Source organism: Methanobrevibacter sp., assembly GCF_045126245.1.
GTDB lineage: Archaea > Methanobacteriota > Methanobacteria > Methanobacteriales > Methanobacteriaceae > Methanocatella.
On record NZ_JBGVOG010000062.1, the window covers coordinates 1 to 15,843 of the forward strand.

The 15,843-nt window shown below is 36.5% G+C and carries 16 protein-coding genes; 2 read left to right on the forward strand and 14 right to left on the reverse strand.

All coding sequences use genetic code 11. The features are described 5' to 3' along the window. Nucleotides 1–627, reverse strand: a 627-nt coding sequence (locus ACJMLZ_RS04920; protein ID WP_405304242.1) for a flavodoxin family protein, incomplete at its 3' end; no start/stop codon positions are given. 124 nt (nucleotides 628–751) lie between these two features. Here ACJMLZ_RS04920 and ACJMLZ_RS04925 point away from each other — a divergent pair. After that, complete coding sequence (locus tag ACJMLZ_RS04925; RefSeq protein WP_405304243.1) at nucleotides 752–2,047, forward strand: dicarboxylate/amino acid:cation symporter; 1,296 nt, start codon at nucleotides 752–754, stop codon at nucleotides 2,045–2,047. 73 nt (nucleotides 2,048–2,120) lie between these two features. Here ACJMLZ_RS04925 and serS read toward each other — a convergent pair whose 3' ends face one another. Next, nucleotides 2,121–3,398, reverse strand: a complete 1,278-nt coding sequence (serS, locus tag ACJMLZ_RS04930; RefSeq protein WP_405304244.1) for a serine--tRNA ligase — start codon at nucleotides 3,396–3,398, stop codon at nucleotides 2,121–2,123. A gap of 246 nt (nucleotides 3,399–3,644) precedes the next feature. Between serS and ACJMLZ_RS04935 the strand changes: the two genes are divergently transcribed. Beyond that, nucleotides 3,645–4,493, forward strand: a complete 849-nt coding sequence (locus ACJMLZ_RS04935; protein ID WP_405304245.1) for a hypothetical protein — start codon at nucleotides 3,645–3,647, stop codon at nucleotides 4,491–4,493. Nucleotides 4,494–4,613: 120 nt separating this feature from the next. Here ACJMLZ_RS04935 and ACJMLZ_RS04940 read toward each other — a convergent pair whose 3' ends face one another. The 12 genes from ACJMLZ_RS04940 to ACJMLZ_RS04995 form a co-directional block, all read right to left on the reverse strand. Next, nucleotides 4,614–4,964 (reverse strand): arsenate reductase family protein, encoded by a 351-nt coding sequence (locus tag ACJMLZ_RS04940; protein WP_405304246.1) that lies wholly within the window; start codon nucleotides 4,962–4,964, stop codon nucleotides 4,614–4,616. 105 nt (nucleotides 4,965–5,069) lie between these two features. Beyond that, on the reverse strand, nucleotides 5,070–6,563 hold the full coding sequence (locus ACJMLZ_RS04945) for a hypothetical protein (RefSeq protein WP_405304247.1): 1,494 nt from the start codon (nucleotides 6,561–6,563) through the stop codon (nucleotides 5,070–5,072). Nucleotides 6,564–6,735: 172 nt separating this feature from the next. Then, nucleotides 6,736–7,380, reverse strand: a complete 645-nt coding sequence (locus ACJMLZ_RS04950; protein WP_405304248.1) for an HAD family hydrolase — start codon at nucleotides 7,378–7,380, stop codon at nucleotides 6,736–6,738. Between the two features lie 56 nt (nucleotides 7,381–7,436). Further along, a complete protein-coding gene (locus ACJMLZ_RS04955; RefSeq protein ID WP_405304249.1) occupies nucleotides 7,437–8,615 on the reverse strand; it encodes an MFS transporter in 1,179 nt (392 codons plus the stop codon). Nucleotides 8,616–8,641: 26 nt separating this feature from the next. Then, a complete protein-coding gene (locus ACJMLZ_RS04960; protein ID WP_405304250.1) occupies nucleotides 8,642–9,166 on the reverse strand; it encodes a YgjV family protein in 525 nt (174 codons plus the stop codon). 9 nt (nucleotides 9,167–9,175) lie between these two features. Then, nucleotides 9,176–9,661, reverse strand: a complete 486-nt coding sequence (locus ACJMLZ_RS04965; protein ID WP_405304251.1) for a methylated-DNA--[protein]-cysteine S-methyltransferase — start codon at nucleotides 9,659–9,661, stop codon at nucleotides 9,176–9,178. A 2-nt stretch (nucleotides 9,662–9,663) separates the two neighbouring features. Beyond that, entirely contained in the window at nucleotides 9,664–10,458 is a 795-nt protein-coding gene (cfbC, locus tag ACJMLZ_RS04970) for a Ni-sirohydrochlorin a,c-diamide reductive cyclase ATP-dependent reductase subunit (protein WP_405304252.1), read from the reverse strand. Continuing rightward, the gene (locus ACJMLZ_RS04975; protein ID WP_405304253.1) at nucleotides 10,451–11,698 is read right to left on the reverse strand and encodes a U32 family peptidase; all 1,248 of its coding nucleotides are present in this window, start codon (nucleotides 11,696–11,698) and stop codon (nucleotides 10,451–10,453) included. Before ACJMLZ_RS04975 ends, cfbC begins: the two co-directional genes overlap by 8 nt. 6 nt (nucleotides 11,699–11,704) lie before the next feature. Then, complete coding sequence (gene purF / locus ACJMLZ_RS04980) at nucleotides 11,705–13,126, reverse strand: amidophosphoribosyltransferase (protein ID WP_405304254.1); 1,422 nt, start codon at nucleotides 13,124–13,126, stop codon at nucleotides 11,705–11,707. A 73-nt stretch (nucleotides 13,127–13,199) separates the two neighbouring features. Next, nucleotides 13,200–14,093: a hypothetical protein gene (locus ACJMLZ_RS04985; RefSeq protein WP_405304255.1), complete on the reverse strand. Its 894-nt coding sequence runs from the start codon at nucleotides 14,091–14,093 to the stop codon at nucleotides 13,200–13,202. A 9-nt stretch (nucleotides 14,094–14,102) separates the two neighbouring features. After that, nucleotides 14,103–15,071: a UDP-glucose 4-epimerase GalE gene (galE, locus tag ACJMLZ_RS04990; protein WP_405304256.1), complete on the reverse strand. Its 969-nt coding sequence runs from the start codon at nucleotides 15,069–15,071 to the stop codon at nucleotides 14,103–14,105. 8 nt (nucleotides 15,072–15,079) lie between these two features. Next, nucleotides 15,080–15,843, reverse strand: a 764-nt coding sequence (locus ACJMLZ_RS04995; protein ID WP_405304257.1) for an FAD-dependent monooxygenase, incomplete at its 5' end; no start/stop codon positions are given.

Below are 15,843 nucleotides of genomic sequence, written 5' to 3' on the forward strand. Positions count from 1 at the left end.
GCTTAATTCAGCCCCAATTTCAAAAGCCTTTTCAATGTCTTTGGGATACTGAAGAACAAGCTGCTTTTCTTTGGCCTCCTGAGAAAATCCGCCCATATTATATTTAGAGTAATCATGTACCTGAAGGGTATCACAGACAGGATATGAAACGACTTCACCATTAAGATAAGAGAATAAAAATTCGACACTTGATAAGCTATCCTTCATTGACTGTTCGTAAAACTCCCTCGGCGCATTCATAGTATAGAAAATCCCTACATTGACCTTACCACGGAAGTAACTGGACCCGTCATCATAAGACATGATGCAGAATATCAGCCTCTCAATCAATGCCCGAAATTCACTGGTCGGCTCCCCGAAATAGATTGGCGAACCGATTAACAATGTATCCGCTTCAAAAATCTTTTCAATCACTTCAGACAAATCATCTCTCCAGTAACATTTTCCTTTGGTTTTATCCTTCTGCTTGCAGATAAGACAGCTTCTGCATCCTTTAAAAACCAGATCAGATAAATTGAAAAATTCTGTTTCGGCACCTACAGACTCGGCACCCTTTTGAGCGGCCTGCATAACCTCTGCAGTATTCCACTTTTTCCTTGGACTTGCATTAATCACAACTGTTTTCATCAAAACCCTCACGATATCTAATATCTATTATATTTTAATATTATTTAAAAATAGGCACTTCTCATGTAAAAAAATATATTACATTTCGCAGAAAATTATAATATATAAAAGAAGGAGTAATGAAATGATTGAAAGACTAAAAAAAATAAGCTTAGGCAACTGGATGTTAATCGGAATGATTCTTGGTTTCCTTGTTGGCATATTCCTAAACTTTTATGTTACAAATCCATTCATCAAAGACATCCTCCTAGTAAACAACATATTCTATTTAGGGGGAAATGGATTTATTAAACTAATGAAGATGTTAGTTGTGCCTCTTGTTTTCTTTTCAATAGTTGTTGGAGTGGCATCCATTTCAGACATTAGAAAAATCGGATCTATTGGAGGGCGAACAATAGGAATATACCTGGTTACAACAGCACTGGCCGTTACTATTGCCCTTATAATAGCAACCATAATTCAACCGGGTACAGGATTGAATATGACTAGCGTTGCACAGGCCAACGTTACATCAAACATGACAGTGACTGACACAGTTTTAAATATGATTCCAGACAATCCTTTTAACTCCCTTGCTACAGGGGACATGCTGCCTGTCATCATATTTGGAGTATTGGTTGGTGTAATATTAGCAACCTTAAAAGATGAAACAAATGTTGTTAATGAATTTTTCAATCAAGGAAACACAGTCATGATGGAAATGACCCGTATTGTGATGAAATTTGCGCCAATCGGAATTTTCTGTTTGATGGCAAAAACTTTTGCATCATTGGGCTTTGCAGGTCTAATACCATTGGCCAAATATATTGGCTGCGTTCTTCTAGGCCTTGCAATCCAGGCATTTATCGTATATCCATCACTACTTGTGATTTTAACAAGATTAAATCCGATTAAGTTCTTTAAAAAGTTCATTTCAGTAATGTTTTTTGCATTTTCATCATCAACATCAAATGCAACAATTCCTCTGAACCTGGAAAAACTTTCTGAACTTGGTGTTTCACGTGAAATCTCTTCATTCACAATTCCGTTAGGTGCTACCATCAACATGGACGGAACAGCAATAATGCAGGGCTGTGCAGTCATGTTTGCTGCTCAGGCATATGGTATGGATTTAGGATTGGTCGCCCTCATTACAGTAATATTCACTGCAGTAATGGCTTCAATCGGAACAGCTGGCGTGCCATCAGTAGGATTGATTACATTAAATATGGTATTCAATTCCGTTGGTCTGCCGGTAGATGCAATAGGCATCATCATGGGAATAGACCATCTTTTAGACATGTTCAGAACTGCGGTTAACGTAACCGGTGATGCAATTTGTACCATCATCGTATCATTTAAAAACAAAGCCATAGACCTGGACATGTTTAATGGTATAAAGCAGCCTACAGAAACATGGGATGACATAACTGAATTTTAACATCCCACTTTTTATTTTTTTTTTAATTTAAAAATAGATTAAGTGTGCAAAAACACACTTGAATTAAATATACTTAATTTTTAGCTTCAATAACTGTTTTTCCATTCATGTAAGGAACCAACACTTCAGGCACTTTAATGCTGCCGTCTTCCTGTTGGTAATTCTCTAAAATACAGCAGATTGTTCTTTCAGTTGCAATGGCTGTACTGTTTAGAGTGTGGAGGATTTGAGCATCTCCGGAACCTGCCCTTCCGACACGGGTTTTTGTCTTACGGGCCTGGTAATCCTTACAGTTGGTACATGAAACCAATTCTCTGAAAGCCTTGGAACCCGGGAACCATGCTTCAAGGTCATATTTGATTGCCGCATTGTCATTTAATGCAGATGACACGATAGCTATTATCTGATATGGAAGACCTAATTTTTGATAGATCCTCTCGGTAACTTCCATCAGGTGGTCATGTTGCTTTCTTGAGTCTTCAGGGGTTGAGTAGATAAATTGTTCGATTTTTTCAAATTGGTGGACTCTGAATATTCCAAGGGTATCCTTACCGTGAGAACCTGCTTCTTTTCTAAAGCATGTTGAAAGTGCGCAGTATCTTAAAGGAAGCTCATCAGGTGCAATGATTTCATTTCTGTGAAGTGCAGCCAGGGTCTGCTCAGCAGTTGCAATAAGATACATGTCCTCATTTTCAACCTTGTATAATGTTTCATAAAACTCGCCAAGTTCAGATGTTTCGGCTGCAACTTCCCCTTTCACGAAAAATGGGGTTTGCATCGGAATGTAGCCTTCGCCCTCAAGTTCATCCAAAGCGAATTGAATCAGCGCAAGGTTCAAGTGGAGTATATCCCTTTTCAGGTAGTAAAAACGAGCCCCGGCAATGCTTGCTGCGGTTTCAAGGTCTGCCCCATCAATCTTTTTAATCAAATCGACGTGATTTAAAAGCTCGAAATCATGTTCCGGTATCTCACCGTAGGTTCTGACAACCACATTGTCATCTTCAGTGTCTGATATCGGCACGTCCTCATCAATGATGTTTCCGACCTTGTATCTGAAGTCATCCCTGAGCTTCAGGTAATAGTCATTGTTTCCGCTTAATTCTTTAATCTCATTAGCTACTTCTTTAGACCTTTTGATTACTTCATCTAAATTGCCTTCTTCTTTAGCTTTTTTAAATGATTTGGATAATTTGTTTTTTTCAGATCTAAGCGCATTTAATTTTTTTTCACCTTCTCTCCATAAGGTGTCGTATTCAATTACCTTTTCAACGTTTTCAGTATCTCTGAATCTTTTCTTTTCAGAGTCAATAATTATTTCCGGATTTTCTCTGAATAATTTTATATCTAACAATTTTTGTCCCCTAAAATATTTATACAATTTATAATTATTGTTTTCTTATTTTTTAAAGTTATTCATTGAAATATTTCTAAGAAAAATTGAATTGAAAATTTAAAAATGATTTTGAATAGTAAAATTGATATTAAAGCATTACATTGCTTTATTTTTAAAGAAAAACCGTATATATTATGTTTATTAAAAGATTAACTATGTATACATGATTTAAATCTGCAGATTTTAAGAATAGGAGATTTAAAAATGAAGAATCTGGAAGACAAGTTTTTCAAGTATTATTGGGAAAAACTTCCAAAGGAACTCCATTACTATATTGGAGAGCCTGGAAACTACAAGAAAAAATATCCAACAGAAATCGTAACTGTCAACAATGAAAATTTCATAATGGACCAGTTATATGAACGAGATGACGGCCTTTTAAATAATGTTGAATCCCAATCTTCACCGACATATAAAAAAGAACTATTGAGATTTAATGACTATCAAAGGCATAGCTCCATCAACTACAAAAAACCAGTCAATACAATTATATTATATACTGGAAATCCTAATCATGGACTCTATGAACTATGGGTAAGCGAAACAAATCTCTTAAAGCCGAAATACATTATATTCAAAGAAATGAACGGCAATATAAAGTTAAATAATTTAAGATACAAAATTAATAATAACTTAAGTTTAAATTGTATTGAAGCCCAGGATTTAGTTTTGATACCTTTAATGAACATCGACGGGAATATTGAAGACATTGTTGAAGAACTATGCCATTTAATGAAAAAAGACAAAAGCATCAATGATGATTTGAAATTTGAACTTCTAAAATTAGAAGTATTCATAATTAACATGTTTGTTAGAAAAGAAAAAAGAAAAAATTTATTCAGAGTGATTGGAATGAATATCAGATTAGATAATCTTGAAGAAGATTTAAACAACTGGGAAACAGAAATACTGAACAAAGGTAAAATAGAAGGAAAAATAGAAGGAAAACAGGAAGCATTAGAGGAAATCGCCAAGAGACTGAAAGAAAAAATTTCAATTGAAGAGATAAATGAAATTACAGGCCTTAGCATTGAAAAAATAGAAAGATTGTAGGGTGTGCCGCTCACCCCAATTATTTTTTGAGACTACAATAATTTATCCCTAAAAACACTTATTAACTCATTTTTAGTATTATCAGAATAATTATGCCGTCTCACTTTTTTTAAAAAAAAATTACAACAGTTTTTCTTCCCATTCCTTAACCTTAAAGCCTACCAGAACAGTATCGTCATTTACCAGAATCGGTCTTTTTACAAGCATTCCGTCAGTGGCCAGAAGATCCAATTGCTCATCTTCAGACATGTCAGGCAATTTGTCTTTTAGCTTCAATTCCCTGTATTTCATGCCGCTTGTGTTGAAAAATCTTTTAAGTGGCAAATCAGACATTTCCCACCATTTTCGCAATTCTTCACTTGTAGGATTGTCGTCGACTATATGCTTTGATTCATATTCAAAATCATGTTCGTCTAACCAGTTTTTAGCTTTTCTGCATGTTGAACATTTCGGATAATTTACAAATAACATAATAATAGATTGATTTTCAAATTAAATAATACTTACCAATGGAAAGTCTACATAAAAAAAGAAAAAAGAGAGGTATCGATAGCTTCAATTATATCCAATACCAGTCTAAACAGATTTGATTTCATAAAATGTCGCATGCTGTGCACTTCCGATCTTCTCGGCCTGGATATCATCCGGGAAGTCGGCCTTGGATTTATAGAACACCATGAAATAAACTTTCTTGTCAGGATATTTGCTCAAATCATCCGGAATCACGAAAGGTTCGTTGACAATATCCAGTTCATATGGTATCGTAACGGTCGCATTATTCATTGAATATCCGGCATATCCTTGATAAACCTTATCCAAATCCAAGTGAGTACGCAGATAATGATTGAATGTATCGTAAACGATGATTGAGTCATTGTTGTTTATTGACTCCAACACTTTAGCTTCCTCTATTGTATAATCATTCATTTTCTGAATATCCTGTATTTCATGATAAACATTGAATGCTCCTACTACTGCAATTAGGAGAATAATCATCAGTATTGCAGAATTTTTCAAATTCATTCCGCTCAGTTTGATTGAAAGGCATAACCACAATACTCCAATTGACGGAAGCAGATATCTTGAAATCAAAATAGGTTTATAAACAACTGACATTATGAAACCTACCACCAATGTTCCGACAAATACGCCAACGCCCATCACCATATATAAATCATCATTGTCCATTGTTTCAAGATATTTTTTAAGAAACAATACGATTATTGCAACCAGCAGTGTAAAGCTCATCAGGATTATGAACTGATTGTTTGAAAAGGTAAAGCAATAGCTGCAAAAGCTGATGATGTTATGGGCTGTTATAGGCTCCACCCAATAATTATCGTGAACGACCTTCATCTGTTCAAACAGTATGAAAATCCATGGAAGATACAGTACAAATCCAACCACTACGGAAATGAAAAAGTTTTTCAATCTGTCAATAAATGACCCGTCTTTTCTATTAATAAGAATCCAGACAAAGAGCATCATGTATATTATGATTGAGGACAGTCCTGTGAAATAATGGGTGTATGCTCCCAAAACGGAAAATACAGTAAAGAGAATCCATGATTTCAAATCATTCTTTTCGAGAATATCCTTTACATAAAAAAATGAAATGATTAAGAACAGTAACGCCCAAGTATACATTCTGGCGGTGAGATATTGCATGAAGAAATCTGACAGCGCAATGAGCGCCAAAGAGAAAATTCCTGCCATGACCAATCCGTATTCCTTTCTGAGTTTAGTCAGGGAAAATGCCAACAAGATCAGATACGGAAATATGGAAGGGACTTTCATCAGTTGTGTAATGTTAAGGTTCAATCCTACTGCATGGCATATCTTTACAAAAGCCATAGGGAAAAAGTAATACAGCGGAGGATGCACGTCCAGTGCTGTCAGGCCGACCATATCGGCAAAACTAAGATTTAAAAACCCTCTTGTAAATCCTTCATCCACACTCAGGAAGGGATATTTCATCAAAACAACGAAAAGCAATCCCAAAAATAAAACTATGAAAATAAAAGGCAGTATCTCAACCAAGTTAAATTTCTTATTATTTGTCAAATCCATTTCACTAAACACCTCTCAGTATACTTAAGAACGGTAATCTTACTTTTAATGTAATTAAAAACCCGAATCAATAAGAGCAATATGTAATCACTATCAATATTTATATAACTAGTGATATTTAACACTATCAAATTAAAAGTTCACTATATTGCCCTAGGATAAAAGCAGTGAATTAAAAATAATCGAATATCTGGGAAAATTCATCAATTGCCTCTAGGACATATTCGTTTTCCCAATCTGATTTGACTCCGTAACCCCATTTGACAATGACACAGTCAATCCCTGCATTTTTGGCCGTTTCAATATCTGTAATTGAATCCCCAATATAGATAACCTCATCCAAACTGACATTGGCGTTTTTTATAATCTTATTTACACCATGAGGGTGCGGTTTTGAAGGATAATCAAGATCATGACCTTCAATCTGGAAAAAATCGATGTCAGCGAAGAATTTGTCCACAAAATTTTTTATCGAATAATTGAATCTGTTTGAATTGATTGCCAATAAAACGCCGTTTTCCTGCAATTTCATTAATGTCTCATGGGACTCGGGAAATGGAACCGACAGTTCCTTTTTTGAGGAGTCATAAAAGTCCAAATAAGTTTTTTTGAAAGTTTCCCTATTTTCAGGGGTTTCATTGTCCTTTAAAACCAGAGAAATAATATCATCAATGTTTCCGCCAAGAAATCCAATATATTCCTCACGGGTCAATGTAGGAAAACTGTAAAGTTCGAGTGCCTTGTTGAAACTTAAAACAACATCATCAACGGAATCGAACAATGTTCCATCAAAGTCAAAGATACAAAGTTTTTTCATGGTTTAATATTTATCTTCAAATATTATAAACTACCACCAAAAACATTACTGGAAATCTATTTTTTCAAAGAGATTAAGCAAATCGGCAGGGCAAGAAATGTAATGATTGCTGATATGTAATAGACTGGTGTATATCCCAAGGATTGTGAAACGAAACTTCCAAGCAGTGCCGGTCCAAATCCCATTGTTGCATCACAGAATATGAAAAATGTTGAAACAGCATAGGAACGGCGATTTTCCGGAGTGTTTCTTGTAACAATGGTTGTACATGCAGAATTAAGTGTCCCGAAACCCAATGCGGCACATACTGCACAGATAAACACAGTTGCATAAGATGGAGCATATGCAATTAAAAACAAACCTATGCTTTGTGCTATTATCCCTGTTACGCAGATGATTCTGTCGCCATGCCTGTCCTGAATTTTACCTGCAAGAGGCCTTGTCAAAATCAGAACTACCGAATACAGTAAAAAAAACCATGAAAATGCCTGGGTTAAATTTACCTGTACTGCATAAAGCCTATAAAATGACAGGATTGAAACATATCCCAGACTGGTTAATGCAGTGAAAAAAGACACTGGAATTGCACTGATTTCAAAAACCTTTTCGATTCCGCTATATGTTATCTCCTCCTTTCGGATATCCTCCCTTTTATTTGCAGGATCGGATTTGCTTACGTCAACAAAATAGATGAATATCAGTGCCAATGCAGAGAAGATACTTGCCGCCAAAAAGCAGCCATTGGATCCGTAGACGTCATAAAGAAAGCCGCTGATATACGGGCCAAGGCCGACCGCTATTGTCGTACCCATCATAAAGTAACCGAATGCCTCTCCAAAACGTTTCTTCGGAAGGACTGATGAAGCTATAGTTACGATTGCATTTGCCGTTGCTCCAAAACCTATTCCATGAACAAATCTGACAATCAAAAGCAAGGTTACATTGTCAACTAAAAAATAAAAAAGACACGCTAAAAAATGAATGCTCATGAATATTAATGCTGTTTTCCTCCAGCCAACCCTTTCCAGCGCATTTCCGGAATAGATTCTAGAACAAAGCCCCCCAAAAATGTATATTCCTGAAACAAGACCCGCAACGGTTGCTGATGAACCCAAAGATGTGGCATATTCTGTTATGGTTGACATCAATGCATACATTACTAACGCAGAGAAAAGCAAAGCTCCAAACACTAAAAAGAATGATTTTGTAAAAATTTTTTCATCAGCATTATTCATTAATATTATTTTGTTTTTCAATGACTTTAAACTTTAACGTTAAAATTAGGAAATGTCAATCTGAAAAGTGAAATCATACCTATTATTGCAGTAATTGTCTCTATCGCTGCAGATGAAAAGTCTAGAATCGCCAGGAAATAGACTATATAAATGGCGCTATTAATGATAAAACTGCTTTTGATTGTTTTTATTGACTTTAGATAATAATTGCATAATGTAATCTGTACGATTGCAATAATCGGCAGTATTCCGATGAATCCCATGGTATTTACCAAAGCCCCCAAAACGATGGAAATGACTATGAAAAATAGCGTCCATGAGAAAGTCAGTTTGTCCTTGTAAACCATAGCGTTACGAGTGGCCGCAATGGCCATTGTGGTAACTCCGGTCCATGAGAGGAAAAACACCGATGAAATCATCAGGATAAATGCATTTAAAAACTGGTATTTGTATGCCTGCTTTTCATCATTGACCCACATGCTTAAAATGATGAAAATGCCCGCTACCAAAGATATTGCATTACCTATTATTATATTGAGTGGCAAATCCATGTTAATCACCTAAATATCAGTTTTCTCCAATTTCAACAATGCGATTTTTTTATCGATTCCGCCGGCATATCCTGTGAGCTTCCCATCGGCTCCGATTACCCTGTGACATGGAATTATGATTGAAACCGGATTGTGTCCGACTGCACCGCCAACCGCCTGAGCAGACATTTTATCTGACAGCATCAATGCTATTTCACCATATGTGATTGTTTCGCCGTATGGAACCTGGGACAATATTTCCCATACCCTGCATCTGAAGTCGGTTCCATGAGGATTAACCTTAAAATCAATTTTCGGATTCAATCCATTAAAATAATCGTTTAACCAGATTTTAACCTTTTTAAAAATAGCTAAATCATCATTTTGAATAATTTCATCATTAATCGATGATAAAAAATGTTTTTGGCCATAAAACCAAAGACCGCAGATGGATTCGCCATCACTAACAATAAGCATCCTGCCAATCGGAGAAATATAGTCGGTTGAATAATACATTTTTACATATATGATTTGAAAAACTCTTCAAACTCCTCATCATCCATAGGTTCCGGAGTTGATATGTTTTCATTATCCATAATTCTTGAAGCAAGGTCTATGTATTCTTGAGCTTCATCACTTTCAGGGTATTTTTCTACAACGGTTTTTGCATCTAATTCAGCATCTTGAATTAAATTACTTCTATGAATAACCCCAACTACATGTGTTCCTATTCTTTTAGCAAAGTCATTGACAATTTCTTCCTCACGCTCAACATTTCTGCAGTTGCAGACAATACCGCTCAAATTTCCTTTAAGCTTCTTAATGCCCTTGACAATATTGTTTGCGGCATAAAGGGACATATATTCGCCTGAAGTTACAATGACCACTTCATCAGCGTATTTTTCACGAAGCGGGACTGAAAAACCGCCACAAACGACATCACCCAGCACGTCATAAACAACAACATCCAAGTCCTCATCGAAAACGCCAATGTTTTCAAGGCGCTTCATGGCGACAATTACACCTCGCCCTGCACAGCCTACACCCGGCTCAGGACCTCCGCTTTCAACGCATAATATATCCTTAAATCCTTTGAAAACCAAATCGTCCCTTTGAGGTTTTCTGTTATCCTTTAATGTATTGACCACTGTAGGAATCCTTTTGCCATATAATGTACGTGTGGTATCCGCCTTTGGGTCACAGCCTATCACCAGACAATTCAAATCTTGATTTGCCCAAACAGCAGACAAATTAGCCACTGTTGTACTTTTTCCAATACCGCCCTTGCCGTAAATAGCTATTTTTTTAATCATCAGAATTCCTCTCAATCAGCTTATATACAAAATCATTTTCCCTTACTTTTGTCGGAATGGCTATTGCCACGTTACAACCCTTTTCAACTTCATCAACACTTTCGCCTTCAATTTGCATAGAATCGATTGTGTGGGTAATGGATCCTGTAGTAGAACCCTGAATCAAAAGCTTATCTCCAACCTTCAAATCATCCCATATTCTAATTTCAGCGGCCTGAACCCTGCTGAAATAATTAACAACCTGACCAATATCCCTTTTAACATATTTTGACTGGTTGTCTTCACTGGTCTCAAATGGAGTTGAAAAATAAAAGTTAGTGTCAAATCCGCGATTAAAAACACTTTGAAGCTCATCAATCCATTCATCTTTAACTTCATATCCTTCAGGATTTCTTAAATAATCATCAATTGCCTGCCTGTAAACCCCCGTAACCATTGCACCATAGTCAGGGCTTCTGGCCCTTCCCTCAATCTTGAATGAAGCGACACCGCTTTTCATGAGTTCCGGAATGTATTCTATCATGCACATGTCCTTCGGCGAGAAAAAGTTTGTTCTGTAACTTCCGTCTTCACTTCCGCTTACAATGAATGTCTCATCATCAACATCCGAAAAGTTAACGACATTGTCATCGCCTGGCTCATATGTCAAAGTCCAGTTTTTACGGCATGGCTGAAGGCAATCGCCGCAATTTGCACTTCTTCCATATAATCCATAACTTAAAAAGCATCTGCCTGAAATCGCCATACATATTGCACCATGGATAAAAATTTCAGTTTCAATAGGAGATTTCCTTGTAATTTCAGAAATTTCCCTTAACGATAACTCACGGGAAAGAATCGCCCTTTTGGCACCAAGCTTTTTGAGGGTTTTAAGGGTATATGAATTGCATACATTTTCCTGAACGCTGATATGTGCTTCAAGACCGTGAGATACCGTATTTTCAATCAAACCGATATCCGATAAAATAAGTCCGTCAATTTCGGATTCAGAAATCCTCTCCAAATTGGCATCCAGCTCGCAGGCCAGCTTCTCATTTAAAATGATGTTTGTGCACAAATAGGTTTTAGCTCCATATTCCCTGGCTATTTTGGAAACGCTGCTCAAATCATCCAGAGAAAAATTTTTTGCATTGGCCCTCATGTTGTAGTCATCAAGGCCAAAATAAACTGCATCAGCACCATTTTCAAGAACGGCACGCAAAGAAATATAATTTCCTGCAGGAGCTAACAGTTCAACCATAATAATCTAAGGTTTGTAATAAGTCTCAGCTTCAATGCCTTCAGGAAGTTCTGTTGGATATTCGCCATTCACACAACCCCAACATAGATTCTCCTTAGGCATTCCTATAGCTTCAACAAGAGCATCCAAAGTTATATATCCCAATGAATCAATATCCAATTGCTCTTGAATTTCATCTATGCTGTTATTTGCGGCAATCAATTCCTTTTTGGTTGCCATTGCAACACCATAATAACAAGGGGAAATTACCGGAGGACAGCCTACCAGGAAATGAATTTCGGCAGGTTCGGCTTCCTTGACTAGATTAAGCAATTGTTTGGAAGTGGTTCCCCTAACGATACTGTCATCGATTAAAATAATTTTTTTGCCTTTGATTGCTTCTTTAATAGGATTTAGCTTAAGTCTCACTGCCAATTCCCTTTCTTCCTGGGTCGGCATGATGAATGTCCTTCCAACATACCTGTTTTTGATTAGACCTTCACCATAAGGAATTCCAGAAGCTCTGGAATATCCGATAGCTGCAGGAATTGAGGAATCAGGAACTGGAATTACCAAATCAGCATCGATAGGATATAGCTTATGTAATTCTCGACCTATATTCATTCTTGTCAAATATACATTGACACCATCAATTGTACTGTCAGGTCTTGCGAAGTAAACATATTCAAACATACAGTGGGACAATTTGCATTTGCCTGCACTTTCTAACATATAAGAGTTAATCTCATCATTTTCAAAATAAACAACTTCGCCCGGCACGATATCTCTAATAAATTCAGCGCCAATTACGTCAAAGGCGACAGTTTCAGAAGCAAGGATAAAATCTTCATCTCTTTTTGCAATTGCAAGAGGCTTAATTCCCATAGGATCCCTTACTGCATACAATTCACCGTCAACAATGATTGTCAATGCATATGATCCTACAAGTTTTCTACAGACGGCTTCAATGGCATCCAAAACATTCTTATCATTATCATAATGCTCTTTTTTAAGCAAATAACATATCACTTCGGAATCACAGTCGGATTTGAAATAAAAACCTTCATCGATGAGTTCCTTTTTTAATTCTTCAGAGTTTACGATATCACCATTATGAGCCATTGCAATAAATCCGTCACCGAAATCAGTTACAAAAGGCTGTGAATTTTCCAGTTTTGATTGTCCTGTTGTTGAATACCTTACATGGCCGATTGCCTTGTTTCCTGTAAGGTTGTGAATTTCATAATCTCTGAATACATCGGTTATTAGACCCATTCCGCAGTAATGGCTAAGTCCTTTTTGAGGATTGAATGTGGCTATTCCCGCTGATTCCTGACCCCTATGCTGTAGGGCGTATAAACTATAATAAACTAAGGATGCAACATCCTTGGATTCATCCTTTGAATGAAAACCAACAATACCGCACTTATCTTCTATTTCTCCTTGCATTTGCTAACTCCTATAAATAGTATAATTATAATTTTCTTTCAACTAGTATAAAATAATATTTGTTTTAGTTTAATCAGTCCCAGAAATTCTCAAAATTATTTGGAATCTCATAATCATCACGAACTTCAGGAGGCTTTTGCGGGCGAATTTCATCCAAATCCTGCTTCAATTCCTCCTCATTATCTTCAATGAATATTAATGCAGTTCTGATTATCTTCAGCCAGTCAACAGCATCCTGTTTGGATTGAGCGGCAATGAATCCTTGGCCAACAATGATATTATCGGGTTTGAACTTATTTGTTGCTATCACAACCTGTTCCCCATTGGTCAAGTCCTGCCTGAATGTATCCTGCCACAATTCATCCAAATTGAATATTTCAAGAATATCGCGGGAGTAAATGTCCTCATATCGTAACTTAAATGCTGAAAATTCGGATTTGATATTGTCAATATCCTCAAGCAACTCCTTGTTTTCTCTTGAAAACACTTCATTTTCCTTTATTACCTGATTGTAATCATCAAGCAAATTATTGTAATTATGAGTTACCTTCATAAGCTTATTTTCAAGCGTATGGATATTGATCAGATTCAAAGAATAGGACAATGTAGATTTTATTATCGAATTCAATATTTCCTTTTGGGCAAGGTCGAAATCGACAGATTCATCCTCGATGATTATGTTGTTATAGTCAAACAATCCTATGTTGTTAAAATCAGTTTTCAATTCATTGTATAATACGTTATAAGTTTCATCACGACCATAACTTCCAATAAGTATTATGTCAGCACCTTTTGATACTTTTTTTACAATGCTTAACTCTGTAGTGGGAATAATGGATGAAACAATAATGTTATAATCTCTTTCAAGCTGAACATTGCTGACAGCTTTTGAAACCATCTGCGCAATATCCAAACCCTGAACAACTATGCGAACATCAATTTTAGAGTCATGATTTTCATTTTCCATGGAAATTACCTAAAATCCATTTAATTTTTCATGCCATTTCCATGCTGACGATACTATCTCTTCAAGGTTGTATTTTGGGGACCATCCCAAATCGTTGTTGATTTTAGTAGAATCAGCAATCAAAATAGCAGGATCGCCTTCTCGGCGCTCATCAACTTTAACTTCAAAATCCTTTTTGGTGACCTTTTTGCACATGTCAATGACTTCACGAACGGAATATCCCTTACCATTTCCAAGATTGAATATGTTAGATTGGTTTTCCTTGCAGAGGTATTCATACGCCTTGATATGGGCATCGGCCAAATCATTTACATGAATATAATCACGGATGCATGTTCCATCAGGAGTATCATAGTCATCCCCAAATATGGAGATGCTGTCCCTGTTTCCTATGGCGGCATCCAACACCAATGGAATCAAGTGAGTTTCAGGGTCATGCAATTCCCCTATCTCACAGTCAAAATCACAGCCTGCAGCATTGAAATATCTTAAAGATACATAATTGAAATCACCTTTCTCGGCTTCCCTTTCAAGAGCCTTTTCAGTGATGAATTTGGAGTGTCCATAAGGATTGATTGGTTTTAATTCTGTATCTTCTGTAATTGGGATTTTTTCCGGATTTCCATATACTGCAGCGGTTGAAGATAAAATAAATTTATCAACACCAAATTCCCTCATAATCTGTAGGAGATTTAAAGTGTTTTTATAATTATTCTTAAAGTATTTTTGAGGCATTTCAACAGATTCCGCTACTGATGAAAAGGCAGCGAAGTGAATAACACCGTCAATGTCATATTTTTCAAAAACTTCTCTCAAATCATTGCTGCCAAAATCATAATTTTCAAAGTTTCCCCATTTGACAAAGTTTTCATAACCCTTGCAGAGATTGTCTACAACTACAGTATCATAGCCTGCCTGATGAAGAGCCTTGTTCGTATGGGCTCCGATATAACCTGCACCACCAGTTATCAGAATCATTTGAACACCTAAACGAATTTTCCTAATTTCAATAAGGCCTTAGGAGATATCTTTATTAATTTTTTAACAATTTCTGTTGTTGAAATCTTATCAAAGCTTTCGCCTTGGAAAGCATGTCCTATGCTGTCCAATTCATCATCATCCAAAGTGAGAAGGTATTCCTGCACCTTTTTATACCTTTTGATTTCATGGTCCAATTCCTCATGAGCCATTTCATCATATAATTTCAAGTATTTTTTGGAACAGTCCTCTTTGAGAGCTTGTGCAGCCACTTTACCGGCACACATTCCACCGGTCATACCGGAAATAATTCCCCCACCGGTCAATGGGTTTACCTGACCTGCTGCATCTCCAACAACCATTATATTATCATCATAAAGTTTTTTGGTCATACCTCCGACAGGGTCTCCTCCTACATTCATTTCAACAGCCTGTGCATTTTTCAGATATGGGGATGTTGCAACAAAGTCATCCAAATATTCTTTTGCTGTTTTTTCTGCCTTGTGAGGCAAGATTGCCAAACCTACATTTGCAATGTCATCTCCTTTAGGGAAAATCCATACATAGCCACCAGGTGCACAGGAACCTAAGTAAAATTCAATTACTCCAGGTTTTTCAAATTCCACATTACACATTTCATATTGTACACCGGACTCCATTTCTTTTGCTTTAGCAGCCGGTCTTAATCCTGCCCATCTTGCAACGTGACCTTCAGGACCGTCTGCAGCAATTAGGATTTTACATTTGAATACTTCTTCTTTACCCATGGACT

What these genes read in the sequence shown, in the direction of transcription:
- ACJMLZ_RS04925 (WP_405304243.1), top strand. Translation starts at nt 752, where the DNA reads ATGATTGAAAGACTAAAAAAAATAAGCTTAGGCAACTGGATGTTAATC.
- ACJMLZ_RS04935 (WP_405304245.1), top strand. Translation starts at nt 3,645, where the DNA reads ATGAAGAATCTGGAAGACAAGTTTTTCAAGTATTATTGGGAAAAACTT.
- ACJMLZ_RS04940 (WP_405304246.1), bottom strand. Translation starts at nt 4,964, where the DNA reads ATGTTATTTGTAAATTATCCGAAATGTTCAACATGCAGAAAAGCTAAA.
- ACJMLZ_RS04945 (WP_405304247.1), bottom strand. Translation starts at nt 6,563, where the DNA reads ATGGATTTGACAAATAATAAGAAATTTAACTTGGTTGAGATACTGCCT.
- ACJMLZ_RS04950 (WP_405304248.1), bottom strand. Translation starts at nt 7,380, where the DNA reads ATGAAAAAACTTTGTATCTTTGACTTTGATGGAACATTGTTCGATTCC.
- ACJMLZ_RS04955 (WP_405304249.1), bottom strand. Translation starts at nt 8,615, where the DNA reads ATGAATAATGCTGATGAAAAAATTTTTACAAAATCATTCTTTTTAGTG.
- ACJMLZ_RS04960 (WP_405304250.1), bottom strand. Translation starts at nt 9,166, where the DNA reads ATGGATTTGCCACTCAATATAATAATAGGTAATGCAATATCTTTGGTA.
- ACJMLZ_RS04965 (WP_405304251.1), bottom strand. Translation starts at nt 9,661, where the DNA reads ATGTATTATTCAACCGACTATATTTCTCCGATTGGCAGGATGCTTATT.
- cfbC (WP_405304252.1), bottom strand. Translation starts at nt 10,458, where the DNA reads ATGATTAAAAAAATAGCTATTTACGGCAAGGGCGGTATTGGAAAAAGT.
- ACJMLZ_RS04975 (WP_405304253.1), bottom strand. Translation starts at nt 11,698, where the DNA reads ATGGTTGAACTGTTAGCTCCTGCAGGAAATTATATTTCTTTGCGTGCC.
- purF (WP_405304254.1), bottom strand. Translation starts at nt 13,126, where the DNA reads ATGCAAGGAGAAATAGAAGATAAGTGCGGTATTGTTGGTTTTCATTCA.
- ACJMLZ_RS04985 (WP_405304255.1), bottom strand. Translation starts at nt 14,093, where the DNA reads ATGGAAAATGAAAATCATGACTCTAAAATTGATGTTCGCATAGTTGTT.
- galE (WP_405304256.1), bottom strand. Translation starts at nt 15,071, where the DNA reads ATGATTCTGATAACTGGTGGTGCAGGTTATATCGGAGCCCATACGAAC.